An 18,834-nucleotide genomic window follows, 5' to 3' on the forward strand; every position below is an offset into this window, starting at 1 on the left:
GACAATTAAAATCAGAGTATGAATAAGTAGATAAAATATATTAAGCTTTTAGATAGATATAAGTGTACTTTGTGTCTATTTTGCTAAATCTTGTAAATTATTGCCAAAATTACTTGAGAGGCTAGACTTATGATTGAAATGAGAGTTGCGGGAATTGCCTTAGATGCGGTCACAAGAAGTCCAATAGTTTTGCTTAAAGATGGTTCAGATCGCAGGGCGTTACCAATTTTTATTGGGCAGGATCAAGCAAGGGCAATTATTAATGTTTTGGAAGGGCAACAAGCTCCTCGTCCCCTGACTCATGATTTGATGGTGAATATTTTTGATATTTGGGAGATGACGGTTGAGAAAATTATCATTCATGCTCTCAAGGATAATACTTTTTATGCAATTCTTTCTTTGTCCCAAGGCGAAGTTACAAAAGAGATTGATTGTCGTCCTAGTGATGCTATTGCTATTGCCCTGCGTACAGAGAGCCCAATTTGGGTCTTAGAAGAAGTGGTGGCAGATGCTTCGATTCCAGTAGATCAAGATGCCGATGACGCAGAAAGAAAAGCTTTTCGTGATTTTGTCTCTGAGTTGAGCCCCGATGAATTGATTAAGAAAAGTCGTTTTACCTAGAAATTATATAGTCAGTATATTGTGTTTCAATGCAATATAGAAGGTTTGGCAAAACTAATCTTAATTTGTCCTTGTTTTCTTTGGGGACAATGCGTTGTTTGGCGTCTCCTCAATTAGCTATCTCTACTATCAAAAAAGCGATCGCGCTGGGAATCAATCACTTCGAAACGGCCCGCGGTTATGGTTCAAGTGAAGAATATCTTGGTTTAGCATTACGCTCAGGTTTGCCAATAGCCCGAGAAAATCTTTATCTGACAACTAAGCTGCCGCCAACCCGCGATCGCAATCTGATGAGCCAATGGATTGATGAATCTTTGGCGAGATTGCAAACAGACTATCTTGATTGTTTAGCAATTCATGGTATCAATACTCCAGAGCATTTAAACTCATTTACTCAAGGCTCGATTCAAGCAATTCGGCAAGCACAAGACCAAGGCAAAATAAGACATTTGGGGTTTTCTACCCATGGCTCTCTGGATTTAATTTTGGCGGCAATTGGGAGTGACTTATTTGAATTTGTTAACTTGCATTATTATTATTTTTGGCAGCGCAATCAACCTGCGATCGCATTAGCCAAGGAAAAAGATTTGGGCATATTCATTATTTCTCCTGGAGACAAGGGAGGAATGCTCTTTACCCCAAGCAAAACTCTGCGAGAACTTTGTCAGCCCTGGTCACCTCTAGAATTGACCTATCGTTTTTTAACTAGCGATCGCCGAATTACCACTTTAAGTGTCGGTGCAGCCAATCCCGATGAGTTGCTTTTTTTACAACGAGAAGACCAGGAGAATCAGGTTACTTGGTCTGCTCCTTTGACCATAGAGGAAAGTTGGAAACTAGAAACTTTAGAGCAACATTTGGCACAAAAGTTAAACAGCGATCGGTGTAGTCAATGTTATCAATGTTTGCCCTGTCCCGAATCCATAAATATCCCCGAAATCTTACGCTTACGTAATCTGGCTGTTGGCTATGATATGGATGATTATGGTCAATATCGTTATCGTATGTTTGAAAATGCGGGGCATTGGTTTCCTGGGAAAAAAGGCGATCGCTGCACCGAATGTGGGGACTGTCTTCCCCGTTGTCCCGAAAATTTAAATATTCCCAAGTTATTAAGAAACACTCATCAACGACTCAATGGCTCTCCTCGTCGTCGTCTCTGGGAAGAATAAAAGATTAAAGAGTCATGATACTCTTGAAAACCCATTTATCTGATTACTTAGCGGTAATCAGTTCATTCAATTTGCCACTGCGATAACCTTCAAGATCTAAAGTTACAAAACTAAACCCAAATTCTTTAAAGGCAGTGATTACTTGAGCTAAATCTGTATTAAGCACAAATTGCTGAATATCTGATGCTGGCAACTCAATCTTCGCGGTATCTCCTTGCGATCGCACTCGGAGATTCTGATAACCTAGTTGCCGTAAATAAATTTCTGCTCTTCCTACTCGATGGAGCTTAGCTACGGTAATCTCCTCTCCATAGGGAAAGCGCGAACTTAGACAAGGTTGGGCCGGTTTGTTCCACCAAGCCAGTCCTAAATGACGAGCCATCTCCCGCACTTCCGCTTTGCTCACCCCAATCTCTGCTAAAGGGGATCTGCTGCCTCTTTCCTTCGCTGCTTGAATTCCTGGGCGATAGTCCTGTAAGTCATCTGAATTCACCCCATCTACCACATAGAAATAGCCTTGTCGCTGTGCTAAAGGTTTGAGCGTATCGTGAAGTTCACTTTTACAGAAATAACAGCGATTAATCGGGTTAGAGGTATATTCAGGATTTTCCATTTCCTGGGTTGAGACCAACTCATGTCGAATGCCAATATATTTAGCCTGCAATTTCGCTTCTGCCAACTCCTCTGGTAATAGGGAAGGCGACACTGCGGTCACTGCCAAGGCGCGATCGCCTAAGATATCATAGGCTATTTTAGCGACTAAACTACTATCAATGCCTCCAGAGTAGGCGATTAGGGCTCGCTCCATTCTGCTAAACAAGTCTTTAAGCTGCTCTAATTTTGTTTCAGGGTTTGAAATTGGCATTGCACAATAATTTTGTAAATCTCTGCGGAAAATCTAGCAAGTTACTTTAAACTTATCTAAGGTTATTTTAACGAAATTAAGACCATTTTTCCTCTACACAGACTTGATTAGTTGGTCTAGAAATCTTAAGCTATCTTAGTGAATGAAAATAAATTTAAGTAAACTTTTTATAAATTCCAAGTGAATAACCAGCTAATACAGTCTAGCAACTGGCCGCGGCAACTATTAAAAATACTTGCTGCTTTAATGCTGATTTTTGTAGTCCTCGTTGCTGGCACCTATTTTTATCAAGGAACAAGTCCTTACTGTCAAGAGGTTTTGGCTCTAGAAGGTAATATAGGGAAAGGTCGTGATATTTTTCAAATTAATTGTGCAGTATGCCATGGAGCTACTGCTGAGGGGAATATTGGACCTAGTTTAAGAAATATTGCGAAAAGAAAGTCAAAAACAGCCTTGATCAATCAAGTGGTGAGTGGGGACACACCACCAATGCCCAAATTCAAACCTAACAGCCAAGAAATGGCTGACTTACTCAGCTATTTAGAACAAATTGATTAGTAAGCAACAGGAAAAACCAGAAAAAAAGTTATCTTACTTTTGTTCTCGTTTCTCTGTTCTAGTTTTTCGTTCGAGAATAAACTGGGGCGCTAGGATTCGAACCTAGGAATGCCGAGACCAAAACCCGGTGCCTTACCGCTTGGCGACGCCCCATCGACTTAACCTCGAACATAATAGCAACTTTCACCCCCAGTTTGTCAAGGTTTCTGAGTAAATTTCTCAAACCTAATTAATTAGTTCGAAGTTTACCGCATCACCATCCTTAAGATAAGCAGCACCTTTTACCACAATGCGATCGCCAGTTTGCAATCCCCGAAACACTTCGACTTTTTCATTCGCTAGAATTTCACCAATTTCTACTGCTTGGGCTTTAACTGTATTGTTATCTTGCACTACAAAAGCGATCGCACTACCATCAGCTTGTGGGAGTAGTGCTTTTACGGGAACAGTTTTACCTTGAGTTGTGGCAACATTAACAGTTGCCCGCAAAAACATTCCTGGTTTAAGAGGAGCATCAGAGGGTAAATCAATATTTACCGTTGCTTGGCGAGATTGAGGATCAATGATTGGGTCAATTTCTCGTACCATGCCAATCAGAGGTTGAGAATTATACTGACTAACAATTTGTACTTTTTGTCTTGGTTTAATTTGCGAGATCGAAGTTTCGGGTACTTCCAGTCTTAGCTCTAAACGTCCATTCTCAATGATTGTAAATAAGTTGTCGGAGTTGGAAGTGAGGTCTCCAAGCCTAGCATCACGTTCGGCAATTATGCCCGAAGCAGGAGCCGTCACCGTAGCATCTTGCAATTGAGTTTCAATTAATTGTAAGCGACCTTGAGCCTGCAATAATTCGGCCTGTACCGCCAAAATAACTTCAGGACGCTCCCCAGATTTTAATTGGGCCAATTCTTGCTTGCCTTCTGCTAGTCTGGCTTGGGCTTGTTCGAGAGTTGCTTTATTGATGCGTTCTTGATTATATATTTCATCGAGGCGATCGCGTGAAATTGCACCTTCGGTCTCCAACGTTTCGTTGCGTTCAACTCTTTTGGTCACCAAATCCATATCAGATTCCGCCCGAGCAACTTCTGCGGCCAAACTCCTAACTCTTTCTTCTGCCCTCGCGATTTCCTCAAATCTTGTTCCTGCTTCGATTTCTGCTAGCCGAGCTTCTGCTTGAGCTAAAGAACCCTGAGCCTGCAGGTATTCAGCTTCTAGAGCATTGCTTTTGAGTTTGGCGAGGATTTGTCCTTTTTTGACAGAATCGCCTTCGTCAACCAGAATTTCCTGGATTTGCAAACCAGTTGCTTGGGACATCACAGGAATCAATTCATAAGCTTCTACTGTTCCTGAGGCTTTAAGCGATCGCGCTACTTGATTGCTAGCTACTTCTGTGGTAGTTACATAACGAGCTGAGGCATTAGATACATCGGCCGCGATCGCCTTAGCTTGGGGCTTTGTGCTCGAATCTTTAGTTGCGACAGGAGCCGTAAATTTAGCGCCGACCCAGGAGAGCAACAGGCCTAAGCCAACACCAATAAGTAGACTCTTGTTGGCAGAAAATCGGCGTAATTTTTGTTGATATTTGGTAACGGAATATTGCTTTGCCACTGTTTTGTTATGGTTCATTAAACTAGAGGTATGTTGTAAGAAGTTTTGTGTAATTTGAATACATTCAATTAACTAAGTCACCAAAATATCGAAGTCTTTGAATAAGCTAATGAGGCTACCTTTCACATATTATTACAATTTATTAACATTCTCGCCAATAGCTTGCAAATTCCAGACTTGGGAAGCGCATCCTATGAATGGGCTGTGGTTTTGTTCAAGTCTAACTAAAAAACAGTTTTATACAAGTATTAGACATTAATTAACCAGCTTAGTATTTGTACAGAAAAAAGCTTGCTGGATATATATTAGGAAGCAACCGTTTATGGATATGGAATCACCTCTAGATTGCACCAGCACCAATTTCGAAAAAGTAGCCCTCTCGAAATTCTGTGCTTTGAGTCGTCATCTTCCCCATGATATTAAAATTTTCCGTGAGCCTTGGGGCAATTCTACCGTGCTATGTATTGATTTTGAGCGATGTCCCCATTTATTTCCGATGACGCCTAAACAAAATCGTTTTATAGCAGCTGCGATCACTCAGTTGGGTTTGACCGATTCCGTCATTTTTCGCGTTGGCAACAAGATTCTTGGCTGGAAAAGGATTAAATTGAGGAACGAGGAGCAAGAAGCTAGAAACGAGGAGTAAATTTATCAATCTTTGACTGCTAAGGAGTTAACTGTTAATTGCTTGCACTAAAGCACTAGTGGACGCGGGCGTAAATAAGACAACCATCAACGAAGAGCAAAAAGCTGATATATCAAGACTTATTACTCATTACTTATTACTTATTACTTATTACTTCCGCGCGGCGGCACTAGCTTCGCGTCGCTCTCGAATGGGGGTTGATTGAAAAAGATTGTAGTTTTGTGACAAAAACTTTTAGAATTATAAACTAGGTTTATGTCTCAATAGTAAATAACAAGGATAAAAAATTATGACTCCCTCTTTAGCTAATTTTCTTTGGAGCTTGCTTGCTGGAACTTTAATTGTAGTAATACCTGTCTGCTTAGCTTTGTTTGCATTCAGTCAATTTGATAAGATTGAGCGCTCCTAATATTGGCATCTCGATATAAGATTAAAATTTTTCTTTAGCAGCTAGTCTATTGTATTTTCGGCAATGGGCTTGCTGCTAATATATGTTTTGGTAGTTAGAATCTAGCTAGAGGAAAAACCAACAAGTAGGAGAGCAGCAATGGTGAATTTTGGGCTGAACGCAGCCAGCATTCTAGGAATCTTCCTAGCCGTAGCGGGAGCTTCGTTATATTTTTTACGTTCTGTACGCCCAGAATTGTCCCGGGATCATGACATCTTTTTTGCTGCTATTGGTCTGTTATGCGGTTTTATCATGATATTTCAGGGTTGGCGACTTGACCCAATTCTCCAGTTTGGTCAATTGTTATTGACCGGTTCAGCAATTTTTTTCGCAGTAGAAAGTATTCGTTTGCGAGCAGTCGCGACAGAACAAGCGCGACGTAATACTCCTACCGTAGATCGCGATCGCCCAGTCAGTCGTACTAGAGTCTATCGAGAGGAAGATAGTGAGCGCACTATTCCTGAGTCCTATGGTTACGAGAATGCTAGGCCCAATTACGATAGTCCCAGATTACGAGGATATGAAGATCCAGAACCTCGTCCAACTCGCAGAACCAGTATGCGAAGTGAGAGCCGTAGTCGGGGTCGAGATCCTGTTAATAATAGAGCTCAGCAATATAATGCAGGCAATGGGCCCCGTCCTCGGTTAACTAAAAAACCTGCGCCTTCTCGCGATCGCTATGATGAATGGAATCAGCCCGATAGTTGGGATGAACCGAATTATTCCCCACCCTCTCGCCCTGTTCCAGAAGGCGATCGCTATAGTGATGATTATTCTCGTCCGGAATCGCCTAGAAGGCCGTCTAACAAGGAAGATTTTTCTAGGAGCTATCAAAACCCAGAAGAACCGAGAAATTATGATGATGGCTTAGGTAGAAGTTATGATGACGGCTTAGGTAGAGGTTATGAAGATGAAGAAGAAATTACTACTGATTATGTAGATTACCAGCCTCTGGACTCCAAAGACGTTGATTATTCGTCCGATTATCCCGAAGATGAACGTGATTACAACGAAGAAGATCCCGGAGCTCGGGGATATGAGCGCAGAAGCCCCAGAAACCCTGAGATTAGAAACGATTTTGAATATTAATGGTTAATTATTATGCGATCGCGACCCTGAGCTTTTGCTGAGTAAAGAGCCTGATCTGTCGTTCTGATTAGATCCTCTATGGTCTGAGCTTGGTAGGGAACTTGGCAACTAATCGCCATACTTATAGTGACAAACTGACTGGTTTGAGAACAGTTGTGGGGCAGCTTTAAGTCTCTAATTGCCTGTTGAACTTTTTTGGCAACTTCGTGGGTGCCAGCAATTTCAGTGTTAGGGAGAATGATGCCAAACTCTTCTCCGCCGTAGCGGGCCACTAAATCGGCGGGACGCTGGATAACCTGAGCAATAGTTTGGGCAACTTGGCGCAGACAATCATCTCCTTGAAGGTGACCGTAGGAGTCATTGTAAAGCTTAAAATGATCAACATCACAAAGAATCAAGGAAAGAGGTTTCTGCTCTCTTTTTAATCTTCGCCATTCCCGATCTAGATAATCATCAAAATGACGACGATTGGCTACACCTGTCAACCCATCAACATTTACTAATCGTTCCAATTTTTGATTGAGCTCTTGGAGACTCCGCTCAGCAATTTTTCTCTCCTTAATCTCTAGTTCAAGTTGCCGGTTTTTGATTTCTAATTCTCGGGTTCGCTCTGCCACTTTGTCTTCGAGAGTATGGGCATATTTTTCAATTTGTTCGTAAAGTTTGGCATTTTCTAAAGCAATATCTGACAATTCTTGTTTGCTTTTTTCGATGCGGATTAAGGCACTAAACCCCCTGAGGCTAGTAATAACCTTAGTCAATAAATTTTTTCTGGTTAGTTCAGTTTTAGTTTTATAGTCATTAATGTCATAACTCAAAACTATCGTGTCTTCTGGTACTTTTCCTGGCTGTCCAGTGCGCAAAATAATTCTGACTAATCTATTTTGTAAGACATTTCTGACATATTTAACTACTTCTAATCCCGCATCTTCAGTTTCCATGATTACATCGAGTAAAATCATCGCAATGTCTGAATTTTCTCGAATTATTTGTTTAGCATCCTCTCCAGAATAGGCGTTAAAAAAAGTTACTGGTTTACCTTCAAATTCTAGATCTCCTAATGCTAGGATGGTGACCTTATGAATTTCGACATCGTCATCAACTAACAAAATTTTCCAACTGTCTTGAGCTGAGGGACTTAAGTTGATAGGCTCATCGGCAACAATCATTTCATCTTCATCGGCGAAAATCACTTCGTCATTATCTACTATGCTTTGATTGCTATTTTCCATATTTACTTTAAACTCAACTTCTTGAACTTAGTATGAAAACTACTAAATATAGTAATTTGTATTAAAAATCACAGTAATAATAGTCCAAGTATATCTCCATTTTTCTAAATCTGTTTGAGGCTAATATATATCAAATATAAAACTAAATTTGAGTAGGAAATTTGATCATAAATTTGGTGCCATGACCTAATTCACTTTGGCATTCAATAGTACCTTGAAGTTTTTGAGTGACTAGATTATAAACAAGATGTAACCCTAAACCGCTGCCACCTTGTCCTCGTTTGGTTGTAAAAAAAGGTTCAAAAATTTTACTTAAATCTTCCGAGTTGATACCTTTGCCATCATCAGAATAGATAAGAAGTACTTGGTCTTCTTGTTCTTGAAAATCAATAATAATTGAACCAGTATCCTGGTCCGAATAGGCATGAATTAAGGAATTAAGAATTAGGTTGGTAATAATTTGGGATAATGCTCCTGGATAATTATAAAGAATTAGTTTTTCCTCCCCTCTTAACTCTATTTTATGTTTTTTTCTTTTAAGTTTTGGCGCTAGGGAAATCAGAATTTCTTTGATATAGTCTTTGAGCTGAAAAGATCTTTTGGATTCGCTAGATTGATCTACCGCAACTTTTTTAAAGCTTTGAATTAATTCGGCAGCGCGATCAAGATTGCTTAAAAGCATATTGCTACTACGCACAGCTAGATCGAGAAATTTTTCTAGTTGAGAACGCTTCATCTTGCCACTGTGATAAATATCGTTAAATTCTGCTGTTTTTTCCTCTAAAGTTGAAGCTGCGGTCACACCAATGCCGATGGGAGTATTTATTTCATGGGCAATTCCCGCAACCAACCCGCCTAACGAAGCCATCTTTTCCGATTCCACAAGTTGTTTTTGGGCAGTTTTGAGTTCTTCTAGAGCTAGAGATAGTTCTTCTGTTCTGATAGCGACTTGATTTTCCAAGGTTCGATTGTAGTTGGCTAGGAGTTGTTCTGTTTGTTTGCGATCGCTGATATCCTGGAAAGTGGCGATCGCATATTCAATGTTACCTGCTTTATTATAGATGGGAGTTGTAGAAGCTTCTAAAGGGACAATTTTTCCTGAGTGATGAATTGCAATATCATCTACTTGCACAGTTTCCCCAGCCAAAGCCCTCACAACTGGTAATTTTGCTGTTGGGTACAAATCTTGAGTCCCATATTGATAGATATTATAGGCTTGAGCTAAATCTCCTGATTGAGCTTCAGGCAGGACATTCATGCCTAATAGCTTTTGGGCTTGAAGATTGGAATAACAGGCTTGGCCATTGGGTTCGTGAATCGTCACGCCAATGGGCATAGCATTGAAAAACTCCTTAAGTCGTCTTTGGCTTTCTTGCAATTCTTTGTATAGTTTGGCATTACTAATTGCGATCGCAGCTTGACCTGATAGAAGCTGTAAAATCTTTAATCTTTTGGGGGTAAAGGCCCTAGTAGTTAAATTATTTTCTAGATAAATAATGCCAGTTAATTGACCCTGATCGATCAGGGGAGTACAAAGTACCGATTTAGTGCGATGAGATTTGATGTAAGGATCTTCAGTAAATTTACCTCGCTTAGAAATATTATGTTCGAGAATTGTTTCCTGAGTGCGTGCCACATAGTTAACAATCGAAGTGGGTAGGCGCTCTGCGATCGGAATCGACTGCATAACCTGAATATTGTCTTGGTCGACGGAGCCAATAGCTTCGATGCGTAATTGATCATCCGAGTTTAAAATAAGATATCCCCATTGCGCACCAGCATTTTCAATCAAAATTGTCATTAAATTAGCGAGTAATTTCTCCAGTAAGATTTCTCCCGAGATCGCTTGAGAAGCTTTCATTACCGTCGCTAAGTCTAGGGAATCTCCAGTTTCACTTTCCGTTGTCACATCAAAATTGAGTGTGATTTGCTCCGAAAGATAGGCAGTCGCAGTCGTTGGTGAGCCTCTAGAGATTAGCTGCCCATAGGTTTGGACTAAATTTTTTGCTTTGGCCTTGGCTCCCCAATGGAGGTAAAGATAATAAGCCTCATTAAGATAAGTCTGGGCAATTTTTCGTTTCCCCCAGGCCAAATAAAACTTGCCGGCTAATTCATTTGCTAGCGCTTCGTCATTGAGGAATTGCTGCTCCTGAGCCATCTCGATCGCGCGATCGTAGGAATCCATAGCTAAGAGATAATCACCTTGAGCGCGATGCAGTTCAGCTTCAACTAAGTGAAATTTATGCAGATAATTCATCGGTGCATGTTCTGCCCAATGACCTAGTTTGCACTGGTTGGCCATAACCTGCTCAAGAATCCAGGGTTTTTGTAAATCACCACTAATACCATAGATAGATAGCTGAGCTAGAGAATCATAAAAATGGAATAGGGGAATTAATAGAGTCGAAGTAGCCCCATCTAAATACTTAGATGCTTGAATAGCATTGGCTACGGCGACAGAACCTTCGCCAAATAGCAAAGCTAGATATAACTTATTGACATATAAAGCGCAAAGTGCGTAACGATCATTGGCCTGAAGATGAAAAGGTATCATCATTTCCTCATCATAGGCTTCGCCAATTAGTTGACAGGGATTATCCTCTGCTCCTGCTAGGTTAAAAATTAGCTGAGCATAAATTCGATTGTAGTTAAGAGTAATATCTTGTTTAAATTTGCGACAAGCATCATTGTAAACTTGGACTTCTAAAGCAAGATTCGCAAGTTCTTGACCACTGTAAACGGCATGAAAAGCATAGAGATAAGAACTAGTTGTCCCGTGATACAAATCACCAGTTTCCAAGCCCCTTCGATAGGAAAACTTTAGGGCTTCTAGGGATTTATGTAATGGTTCTTTCCAATGCTTAATTGTGGCATATAAAACTGCAACTATATTGGCATACAATTCTTGAGTTTGAAAGCGTTCCAAAATTTCGAGAGATAATTGGCCAAAAGAGTAACCTTGCTCGATATCATCTGCCATGCTACATAAAATCAGACCGTAAAAAACATAAGCAACCGCCGAGAGAGATGTATTCCCGTAGCTCAGAGACAAATTAATTTGCTTAAAAATAATTAGCGGCAATAAGGTCGGAGCAGCGATATAGGTACTAGGAACAATACTATTCATAATTGTCATCGCTGCCAAAATAGAGCGATCACTCATGATGGGCAAATCAATGATATTTTTAAGGTCATGAGCTTGGAGATTGTGCTGGGTTTGCTTAAATTCTGTTTGAATATCTGATTCCGTGGGTTTTGTCGGTAAAACAACACCTAGGAGTTCCAAAATTGGTAAGGCAGTTTGAATTGCTTCGAGGTTTTGATTTTGAGCGATATAGGCTTCGATTTTGATTTCATAGACTCTGACTTTGTCCAACAGGGTTTGGGCTTGAGCCAGAACTAAGGTCACCATTTGTTCCATGGTCAGAAAATCACCTCTGAGGTAGGATATCTCCACGGTTTCTGTATAAATAGTCAGGGTCAAATCATAATCTGTTTGCCAACTGTTGTTCGATAGTAGTCCATAGGCAATCTTGAGATATTCCCGTGCTGCTTCATAGGCCGTAGCAGTTTTGGCCTTTTTTGCCGCAGTTAAATTTAGTTCGGCAAGGGAATTTATTTCTGAAGTTTCAGTAATTAAGTTAATTCCCCGATTAAGTTGTTCGACAATGGAAAATATTTGCTCAGAATGTTCCTCTTTGGCTTTTTCCTGAAGTAATAAACGACCAATTTTTAGGTGAATTGATTGTTTTTGGGATTCATCAACTAAAACATAGGCAGCCTGTTGAATGCGATCGTGTCCAAATTTATAATCTCGAATTAATAACTCTTCGTTTAATTCGGACAGGGCAATAATTAGTCCTAAATTGAGGGCAATTTTCAGATCAGCAAAAATTTCTCGGGCGGTTTGTCCACAAACTAGGGAGAGGGTATGGAGGGAAAATTCTGAGCCAATTGAAGCTGCTATCACCAACAGATTTTGGGTTGATGGGGGTAATTTTTTGAGTTGCGCCAGAGTTAATTCCACGACATTATCGGTAATATTCATCGCCTTGATTTGGGCAATATTCCATTGCCAGCCTCCTCGCTTCATTTCCTGGAGGTGCTTGGAAATTTGGGGAGCCTGAAAAACTAAGAGATTTTCCCGATAAAGTGTTTTGAGGAATTCATTGACAAAGAAAGGATTGCCATGAGTTTTGCTAAATACTAATTCGGCTAAGGGTATTATCGATTCGCACTCAGCAGAGCTGGCACTGTCGCGATCGCGATGTAAGGTATCTGCAATTAATTGAGTTACTGAATCCGGTTCTAACGGTTTTAAGTTAATGCGATTGATCCTAACCTGGGCTTGCTGTAAATTTTCAATTATTCTCATCAAAGAATGAGTTTTCCCCACCTCATTATTGCGATAAGCTCCAATTAGCAGTAAATGTTGGGCATTTTGCTGACTTAGCATCAATTCTATGAACTTCAGGCTCGCAATATCTGCCCATTGGAGATCATCGAGAAAAATTACCAGAGGATGTTCCACCTCGCAAAATGCTGAGACAAAGCTCTGAAAAACTAAGTTGAAACGATTTTGAGCTTCTATTGATCCTAAAACCAATGTTTCAGGCTGTTGACCAATAATGAGCTCTAGCTCGGGAATGACATCGATCACAATCTGAGCGTTGATGCCCAAAAGATCTAATAATTTATGACGCCATTGTTCTAGTTTGGTTTTGCTTTCACTGAGTAATTGGTGAATTAGCTCACTAAAGGCGCTCACAATCGCAGAGTAGGGGATATTCTGCTGTAATTGATCAAATTTTCCCGAGATAAAGAAGCCTTGCTTTTCGGAGAGTGGTTTATAAATCTCTCGGACTAACGCCGTTTTTCCGACTCCAGAATAACCGTCAATTAAGACCAATTCACTATTTGATGAGGATTCTTCTGTTGTCCCACAGGATACTCTTGCAAAGGAAGCGAGTAAATCAGCGACTTCAGGATCTCTACCATATAGTTTCTGAGGGATTTTAAATTTATTAATAATATCTTGGGTTGCCAAAGGAAATTTTTGAATATTACCAGCAAAATTTAATTGTCTCAAGCATTCTTCGAGATCAGCTTTGATTCCGTAACTGCTTTGATATCTTTCGTCCGCAGTTTTCGCGATTAATTTCATGATTATAGAAGAAAGTATCTGGGGAATCTTGGAGTCAATTTGATGAGGAGATAACGGCTGTTTTGCCAAATGACAGTGAATGAGCTCCAACGGATCTTGAGTGATAAAAGGTAATGTGCCTGTTAGTAGTTCGTAGAAAGTTACTCCCAAAGAATAAAAATCGGTGCGGTAGTCCAAACTACAATTCATTCTGCCTGTTTGCTCAGGAGAGATATAGGCTAAGGTTCCTTCAAGAGTATTAATATTTTTTAGGTTAGGATTTTCTTGGCTTAAAGCTGTGGCAATGCCAAAATCAATGATTTTTAATTCTCCTGTAGCAGGATTAAACAGGATATTGGAAGGATTGAGGTCTTTATGAATAATATTGCGATCATGAATATTCCCCAAGCTATTTACAATCAGCAAAGCAATATGCAGAAATTCTTCTAGAGCAAACTTTTTTTCTCCCAGCCATTTTTTTAACGAGCAGGCGCCAAAATCTTCGAGGATGATGATTGCGGTTCTCTGGTGAGTTTCAAGACTATAGGCTTTAATTATGCCTGTGGCCTCAAAAGAACTCAGAATTTCAAATTCCTGCTTATAGCGAGTTAACTTAGTTGAGTTTAAATAATTTTGTTTGAGTACCTTTAAAACAACAGCGCGATTGTCGCTTTCTCGAAGACCTCGATAGACTTCTGAATTGGCACTTTCATAAATTAGATTAAGATTTTTATAGCCAATGAGAGCAAACATTTTTAAAGGATGAGGAATGGGTCATGAGGGATGAGGGATAAGGGATGAGGGATGAGGAAAAGGAAAGAAATCACTTTTTCCTTTTCCCTATTTCTTAAAAATGAGGGTAGATTTCTTGTTCAAAGAATTCCTTGAGTTTTGGTTTGTCTGCAACCAAGTCTTGATAATCTTCCTCTACAGAAATATTATATTTTGCCTGACGAGGCGCGACTTGAGATAGCCAAGCAGTATGTAACGTAAAACCAAATGTGAGGTCGGGATGGGTTAATTTCCATTTTGCCCCTTCATGGAGTTTGTCCGCCTCAAAAATCCAGATTTGATGGGATTCAGTTGCTGATTCTCCACAATGAACGGTACAAATAATATAACCATCAGTCGAACTGTTGCTATTTTCTCGGGGCATAAATTGGGGAGAGATCCCGATTACTCCAGGGGGAAATTCATAGGAATCTGCGATCGCCATAGACTTGGTTTCAATACGGAAGAGACTACTGGGCATTCCCGTTTTTCCTAAATCGATAACTTCATCTGGGTGCACTAGGGGCTGATGGAAAGGTTGCTTACGGTTGAGGTTCTCGTAATAGTTATGAACAAACTCGGTCAAGAGATCTCCCCAGAGTCCTACAGAAGTCCAATAAACATTGTCAATTGTGCTTGTCGGCATTGCCGGATTATCTGACGAAGGCAGGCGATCGCGATAGGCATAGAGCGTCACACCCCAAGTCAGACGACAGGATTTGATATTAGGATCAAAAGCATCAGGGATTTTTTTCTGCTCAACTAGTTCCCCTGTTTTGCCATTAACTGTATAACGACCCAGGCGACTAACATCCATCACACTAGGCAGCATACCGTGAAGATGAGAGTCTATATGACGGTCTTTCTCATAAACAGAATGATCATAATTGCGAATCCATTCTGATGCATACCAAGACGAAGCATGAACGGCATGAATAGTTACTTTATCCTGAGGATTGTCGTAATCTACTAGAAAATGAGTCAACTCAGGGGGTAATTTTGTTTGGGTGACTGTAACCTCGACTTCAGCCTCATCCAAAGCCGGTCTTTGTCCTTGTTGCAAAGCTGCACGGGGTACAATATAAACATAAGTTTCGGGAGTTGGAGCTAGATTGGCTTTTTCTCGGATTTTTTCTGCTAGATTTTCTCTTTCTGGCAGAGGATTATTAATTGTCTGTTCTAATCCTGTGTTAAAAAAGGTATCGATAATAACGATATAATCCTTGCTTAAACCAATCTGATGGACGCTCTGTTTAATTCTTACCGAAGAGCCATCAGACAAGACTAATTTCCATCGCTCTAATGGTTGCTCGCCATCCCAGCGAACTAAGTATAGAAAATCTTCCAACAATTCCTCTTTTCGATGCTCATGGGGAAAATGCTGATGTAATTTCTTCCAAAATTTATCTATTACAGAAATATGAGGAAGATTCATGAAATTTTCGAGGGATCTTCCATAATTAATAGTGAACATTTCACCTTGACAAGCATCAAAAGCAGGATGAGCCGTACTAAGCACTGCGGGAAAGGGAAACTTAACGTTCACTTCGCCTCGCCATTCTTTATTTGAACCCACTGGGGTTGCCAATTCTAAAGTTTCGGTGTCTATTTCGTATTGACGACCGCCATCATAGGTGATTAATAAGCGTTCTTGATCATCGGGAGCAAATTTGACAGGCAGAAAAGCTACACTCAGAGGATTTCGGGAGCCCAGAGCAGAGGAAAAACGAAGCATGCCGTGATTATTAAATTGGTATTTGGCATATTTTTCATTCCCAGCACTGGCGATATCCGCATAATAGTCAGCTGTTTTAACAATCCGAGTTTTGAGGGATACTTCCCCAGGTTGATTGAAGTCGAGACGGTAAACCATGCCATCACCGCACATGAATGAGTCTCCACTGGCATGGGGAAGACCGCCCGATTCTGCGGTTCCTACAGGAGCTACGACAAAAACATGGCCTTGTAGGTCTGTTGGGAGCTCCTGTGCTCCTGATTTTGTAATATCGAGTTTAATATCTAGTTCATTTCGATTGGTTTGCAGTAAAGATTCTGGTGGTTTCGGACAATTGTTGAGACTGTTTAGATTATCAATATCTAGAGATTGGAGAGTCATAATTTAATGTTTTTATAAATAAAATGTGTGTAATCATTAGCATTCCCTATCTTTAGACAAAAAAATATTGTTCCTAATTTTAGTCTTGATTTTCTTGGTGATTATTTTGGTAAGTCAACGTTGCCATGGGGTGTTTTTCCCTTCTATCTTCACCCCATGATGATTTCTGTCTTGATGATAGAATACTCATTCTAGGGTTTCAGAACTGCTGATCCTTCTAATTTTCTTTTTCGGGCGAGTAGCGTCCTTCTGTGGCTGATAACTGAATATATGACTCAAAAACGTTTTACGGCTTCTCTCGGCAATTTTGTTATTGCGATCGCTCTCGGGTTATTACTAATTTTGTTATGGCAACTAAGAAGCTTGATTGTCGTCTTGATGATTGCAGTTGTGATTGCTGCTACTCTCGCTCCCATCATTAGGGCGGCCCATAAACTGGGAATTCCCCGATGGCTATCAGTTTTACTGGTATATTTGGGCTTGATTGCCACTTTAACGGGAGTCGGTCTGATTATTGGCCCGACGGTGGTTGAGCAAATCCAGAGATTAATTCGTAAACTACCAACCTATCTCGAAACTGTGCGATCGCTGTTGGATGAAATGGCTCTGCGAATCGCTATGGGAGAGCCAGAAAATGCTAGCTTTATCAGTCAATTTCTTGATATTCAAGGAGTCACGGGATGGGCAATTCGCTCTAGTCAGGAGTTGGCAATTCGGTCTTTTGATGTGACTAAAGGTTTTATTGGGGGAGTTCTTGGTTCGATTCTCGCATTGCTCCTTTCCGGCTATATGCTATCGGGCTCGGATAAATTACTACAAGATATTGTTAATCTGTTTCCCTATCCTTGGAACGAGAGATTATCAGCTCAAGTTAGACCCGTTAGTAAACGGATGGGTGGCTATATTCAAGGGCGTATTTTAGTTTCTGCGATTTTGGCGATCGCAATTAGTATTGGCTTAAAATTTTTGGGCTTATCTGAATTAGCTTTGGGTCTGGGCGTAATCGCTGGCTTTACCAATCTGATTCCTTTTTTTGGTCCAGTTTTGGGAGCAATCCCTGCTTTGATAGTTGCGATCGCTCAAGGTAGTTTGAGTTTTTTTGGTGTACTATTACTTTTTCTAATTATTCAAAATATCGAGACCTATCTTCTCGATCCTTTACTAGTTGGCAATTCAGTTAAAGTTCCCCCTTTATACCAATTGCTCGCTGTTTTGGGAGGAGCACAAGTCCTCGGAATCATTGGCGCTTTGATTGTTCCCCCTTGGGTCGCAGGGAGTTCGGTGTTACTCGAAAATCTTTATATAAAACCCAAATTATTGGCTGAAGGAAAAGTAGAAATTGATGACTAATCAGCAAGTCATACTTTTTCATCTATGACAGAGGTAAACTCTTGCCTGTTGATTCACTGATAGACGATTTTACTCTGGATTATTTTTACTCCTTCAATAATTTTTTCTGGTTGATCTATCCAAATAAAATGACTACTATTGCTAGCAGATAATTGAGTGAAATCGTTAGAAAGGAAACTTAAATCCTGATGAATTTGCTCTCTGACTTGATCTAACTTGGCGAAGGGAAAAAAGAAATTAAATAGAGAACGCTTTAAAAAGGTCTTAGATTTAATACTAACAATTGGTAAATCATCAAAGTTAGTGGCTACTTTTAATTGTTGAGCACTAGTTTCTAACGTGCTAATTTCCTGAGCCATTGTGATCCAGTGTTTAGGATGATAAAAGGAATATTTAACTTGTTTTCTACTTGAGATTGAAAATTTCTTCAATTCCGGTTTGATTAATTCAAAAGCTCCTAAATTTCCTAATAGACGAATAATTCCCACAAAAGAACCAAAAATAGAAATAATAAATCCCGAAAGAAAAAATAACTTGATAGCCTTAATAATGGGTGGTAAATTTAGCATTGCTTTTTCATGTAAGCCATCAGTTAAAACTAGTCCAACCACCTTTTCGGGAAATTGATGAGCATAAAGACGAACATTATAACTACCAAAAGAATCGCCTACTAAAATATATGGTGACTCGATATTAGCTTTAGTTAAAAGTAAATCCAATTCTGTGACAATATTTTTACTACAACGAGATTGTTTACTGCGATCGCTCCAACCATATCCAGCTCGATCATAAATGCATACTTGAGTTATTTCAGCTAAAGCATCAATTAAAAAGTAACCTTCTACCCCACCCAAACTATGATCGATAATTACGGTAGGAGTTCCTGAACCCTTTCTATAGAGATGTAGTTTGGATTCACCAATATCAATTAAGTCTCCTGGTGGTTGTCGGTTTAGGTTTTCTCGTAAAGTTGCAAGCCAATGATAAGCTGCCGTAATGAGCAAAAATATGAGAACAGGATAATTCATTTTTAATTTTTAATTTTCAAACTCGCGCGTTCCCTTGCGCCACCTACCCCTAACCCCTTCCTACAGGAAGGGGAACAATATAGTCTCTCCTTTCAGGAGAGATTTAGAGAGGTTCGGCGCGGGGTCGCTTGTCAATTTTCAATTCCCCCGTCGGAATCGAAGCAATCAACTGACGAGTATATTCAGT

Annotated in this window: 13 protein-coding genes and 1 tRNA gene; 7 read left to right on the top strand and 7 right to left on the bottom strand. The window is 40.1% G+C overall.

Annotation, left to right across the window (positions count from 1 at the left end):
* Positions 1–129 precede the first annotated feature (129 nt).
* Complete coding sequence (locus tag XEN7305_RS11065; RefSeq protein ID WP_006509506.1) at positions 130–621, top strand: bifunctional nuclease family protein; 492 nt, start codon at positions 130–132, stop codon at positions 619–621.
* 29 nt (positions 622–650) lie between these two features.
* Positions 651–1,793 carry an aldo/keto reductase gene (locus XEN7305_RS11070; RefSeq protein WP_006509507.1) on the top strand — a complete coding sequence of 381 codons (1,143 nt, stop codon included), beginning with the start codon at positions 651–653 and terminating at the stop codon, positions 1,791–1,793.
* Positions 1,794–1,836: 43 nt separating this feature from the next.
* Here XEN7305_RS11070 and larE read toward each other — a convergent pair whose 3' ends face one another.
* Positions 1,837–2,658 (bottom strand): ATP-dependent sacrificial sulfur transferase LarE, encoded by an 822-nt coding sequence (larE, locus tag XEN7305_RS11075; RefSeq protein ID WP_006509508.1) that lies wholly within the window; start codon positions 2,656–2,658, stop codon positions 1,837–1,839.
* Between the two features lie 246 nt (positions 2,659–2,904).
* Here larE and XEN7305_RS11080 point away from each other — a divergent pair, with 246 nt between their 5' ends.
* Positions 2,905–3,216, top strand: coding sequence for a cytochrome c (locus XEN7305_RS11080; protein ID WP_006509509.1), 312 nt, complete (start codon positions 2,905–2,907; stop codon positions 3,214–3,216).
* 81 nt (positions 3,217–3,297) lie between these two features.
* Here the strand turns inward: XEN7305_RS11080 and XEN7305_RS11085 are convergent.
* Together XEN7305_RS11085 and XEN7305_RS11090 are read right to left on the bottom strand one after the other, a co-directional pair.
* A tRNA-Gln gene (locus XEN7305_RS11085) sits at positions 3,298–3,369 on the bottom strand.
* A 72-nt stretch (positions 3,370–3,441) separates the two neighbouring features.
* The gene (locus XEN7305_RS11090) at positions 3,442–4,842 is read right to left on the bottom strand and encodes an efflux RND transporter periplasmic adaptor subunit (protein WP_006509510.1); all 1,401 of its coding nucleotides are present in this window, start codon (positions 4,840–4,842) and stop codon (positions 3,442–3,444) included.
* A gap of 304 nt (positions 4,843–5,146) precedes the next feature.
* On the opposite strand from XEN7305_RS11090, the gene XEN7305_RS11095 reads away from it, so the two are divergent.
* From XEN7305_RS11095 to XEN7305_RS11105, 3 genes are all read left to right on the top strand, one after another.
* Positions 5,147–5,470 carry a hypothetical protein gene (locus tag XEN7305_RS11095; protein WP_006509511.1) on the top strand — a complete coding sequence of 108 codons (324 nt, stop codon included), beginning with the start codon at positions 5,147–5,149 and terminating at the stop codon, positions 5,468–5,470.
* Between the two features lie 289 nt (positions 5,471–5,759).
* Positions 5,760–5,879 (top strand): photosystem II reaction center X protein, encoded by a 120-nt coding sequence (psbX, locus tag XEN7305_RS11100; protein ID WP_006509512.1) that lies wholly within the window; start codon positions 5,760–5,762, stop codon positions 5,877–5,879.
* Positions 5,880–6,017: 138 nt separating this feature from the next.
* Positions 6,018–7,007 carry a Ycf66 family protein gene (locus XEN7305_RS11105; RefSeq protein ID WP_006509513.1) on the top strand — a complete coding sequence of 330 codons (990 nt, stop codon included), beginning with the start codon at positions 6,018–6,020 and terminating at the stop codon, positions 7,005–7,007.
* Here XEN7305_RS11105 and XEN7305_RS11110 read toward each other — a convergent pair.
* The 3 genes from XEN7305_RS11110 to XEN7305_RS11120 form a co-directional block, all read right to left on the bottom strand.
* Positions 7,004–8,239, bottom strand: a complete 1,236-nt coding sequence (locus XEN7305_RS11110; protein ID WP_006509514.1) for a diguanylate cyclase — start codon at positions 8,237–8,239, stop codon at positions 7,004–7,006. The two genes, XEN7305_RS11105 and XEN7305_RS11110, sit on opposite strands and share 4 nt — an antisense overlap.
* A 142-nt stretch (positions 8,240–8,381) precedes the next feature.
* Positions 8,382–14,135, bottom strand: a complete 5,754-nt coding sequence (locus tag XEN7305_RS11115) for an AAA family ATPase (RefSeq protein ID WP_006509515.1) — start codon at positions 14,133–14,135, stop codon at positions 8,382–8,384.
* Between the two features lie 94 nt (positions 14,136–14,229).
* Complete coding sequence (locus tag XEN7305_RS11120) at positions 14,230–16,269, bottom strand: carotenoid oxygenase family protein (protein WP_006509516.1); 2,040 nt, start codon at positions 16,267–16,269, stop codon at positions 14,230–14,232.
* Between the two features lie 270 nt (positions 16,270–16,539).
* Here XEN7305_RS11120 and XEN7305_RS11125 point away from each other — a divergent pair, with 270 nt between their 5' ends.
* On the top strand, positions 16,540–17,619 hold the full coding sequence (locus XEN7305_RS11125; RefSeq protein ID WP_006509517.1) for an AI-2E family transporter: 1,080 nt from the start codon (positions 16,540–16,542) through the stop codon (positions 17,617–17,619).
* 53 nt (positions 17,620–17,672) lie between these two features.
* Here XEN7305_RS11125 and XEN7305_RS11130 read toward each other — a convergent pair whose 3' ends face one another.
* The gene (locus XEN7305_RS11130; protein ID WP_006509518.1) at positions 17,673–18,647 is read right to left on the bottom strand and encodes an alpha/beta fold hydrolase; all 975 of its coding nucleotides are present in this window, start codon (positions 18,645–18,647) and stop codon (positions 17,673–17,675) included.
* Positions 18,648–18,834: the final 187 nt, after the last annotated feature.

The sequence above is a fragment of the Xenococcus sp. PCC 7305 genome (assembly GCF_000332055.1).
In the GTDB taxonomy this organism is placed as follows: domain Bacteria; phylum Cyanobacteriota; class Cyanobacteriia; order Cyanobacteriales; family Xenococcaceae; genus Xenococcus.